Genomic DNA, 1,560 nt, shown 5'->3' with positions numbered 1-1,560 from the left:
GAAGTACTACGATGCCGTGTACTCGCGGAAGGTGCGGCGAACGATGGGCCGTATCGATGTGGCAGGTAAAGTTGCTGTCTACTTGATCTACCCGACGTACGGGTTGCAGATGTCGCACCTTCGAGGCATCGAGTATCTCATATCCAAAGGTTATGCTCCCGTTGTGGTGTCCAATCTCCCACTTAGCGCGCACGACCGCGACCGGCTGGTCGACCTTTGTCATATCTGCTTGGAACGACCGAATTTTGGCTATGACTTCGGCGGTTATCGAGACGGGATCCTGGCTATGGCAGCGAAGCTGTCGAAACTTGATCACTTGCTGATAATCAACGACTCTACCTGGTTTGCTTTGCCGGGGTGCCGAGATTGGCTTTGCGATGCCGAAGCCCTGAATGTTGATTTTGCAGCCGCCGCCTCGAACTACGGTGTGCCGCGCGCCCGGGTTGAGGATCTCCGTGACTTCGTCTGGGATTACCGCACGACGCACAAGAACTTCCACTATTGTTCGTTCGCGTTGCTCTTCTCGAAAAGTGTTCTAACGCATCCAGATTTTCACCGTTATTGGAAGACCTTTCCACTTACCAACAAGAAGAATCGTACCGTCCGCCGCGGCGAAATCGGGTTGAGCAAGTGGATAATCTGGAACGGCTTTACGCATGGTGTGACCTGCGACATAGCGAAGCTCGACGAGGCATTGGAAGCGTTGGACGAAAATCGGCTGCGGCAGATCGTAGAGGATCTGATCGTGCCGGAAGATACTCGGCTTCTCCGGTTGAAGCATGACCTGCTGAAGGGCGACCATGATCGCCGCGATCTGATTCTACTCATACTCCACACCGTAGCACGTCAGGGGTCGAGTTACGCGCTTGCGAGCTATATGATCAAGGAGCGTGGCTTTCCATGTCTCAAAAAGTCACCAGTCTGGTTAAACCGGGAGGCGTCTGACACGACCATGCGCCTCGCTGCCGAACTGCCAGGGCCGGCTGCGACCGAGATTCTGTCAGAAATGCAGGCACTCCGGGCGGACCGGGCGCCAGACTTCGACCAGCCGACGTAACCTCCGGGGGCAGCCGAATCCGAGATGGGATGGGCGACAGGCTGGTCGCGCACCGTGTACCGCAATCTGGCCTCCACAAGGTCTTTCCGCCTCGATTGGTGGCCGGCGGTGATTGTAACCTAGACAGGCTGGTGGTTTCCCCCGATTTCGTCAGCGTGATCGGGGCCTTGTTGCCAATCGCGCTATGTGGCCGTTCCTCATTGTAGTATCTACGCCACGCCTCCAACTTTTCGGCCGCATCTGCAAGCGTCAAGAACCAGTGCGCGTTCAGACATTCAGCCCTGAACTTGCCATTGAAGGCTTCGATGAAGGCGTTGTCCGTCGGCTTTCCTGGCCGTGAGAAGTCGAGAATGACGCCCAGCTGATAGCCCAGAGGTCCATGTCGCGGGAGATGAACTCACTACCCTGATCGACCCGGATCGTCTTGGGGTAGCCCGATCTTCGACATACACGGTCCAGCGTGGCGACAACGTCTTCACCCCGGTAGCTGTACCGTGCGTCGA

1 protein-coding gene and 1 pseudogene are annotated in these 1,560 nt (G+C 56.7%); one reads left to right on the top strand and one right to left on the bottom strand.

The annotated features are described in order from the left end of the window. Positions 1–1,057, top strand: a 1,057-nt coding sequence (locus WBB85_RS09060) for a rhamnan synthesis F family protein (protein WP_432638298.1), incomplete at its 5' end; no start/stop codon positions are given. A 127-nt stretch (positions 1,058–1,184) separates the two neighbouring features. Here the strand turns inward: WBB85_RS09060 and WBB85_RS09055 are convergent. Continuing rightward, positions 1,185–1,560, bottom strand: a pseudogene (locus tag WBB85_RS09055) (integrase core domain-containing protein); the annotation flags it as partial.

This window comes from Albidovulum sp. (assembly GCF_049646345.1).
GTDB lineage: Bacteria > Pseudomonadota > Alphaproteobacteria > Rhodobacterales > Rhodobacteraceae > Albidovulum.
Note: the sequence above shows the minus strand (reverse complement) of the source record. Positions and strands in the feature narration are given on the sequence as shown.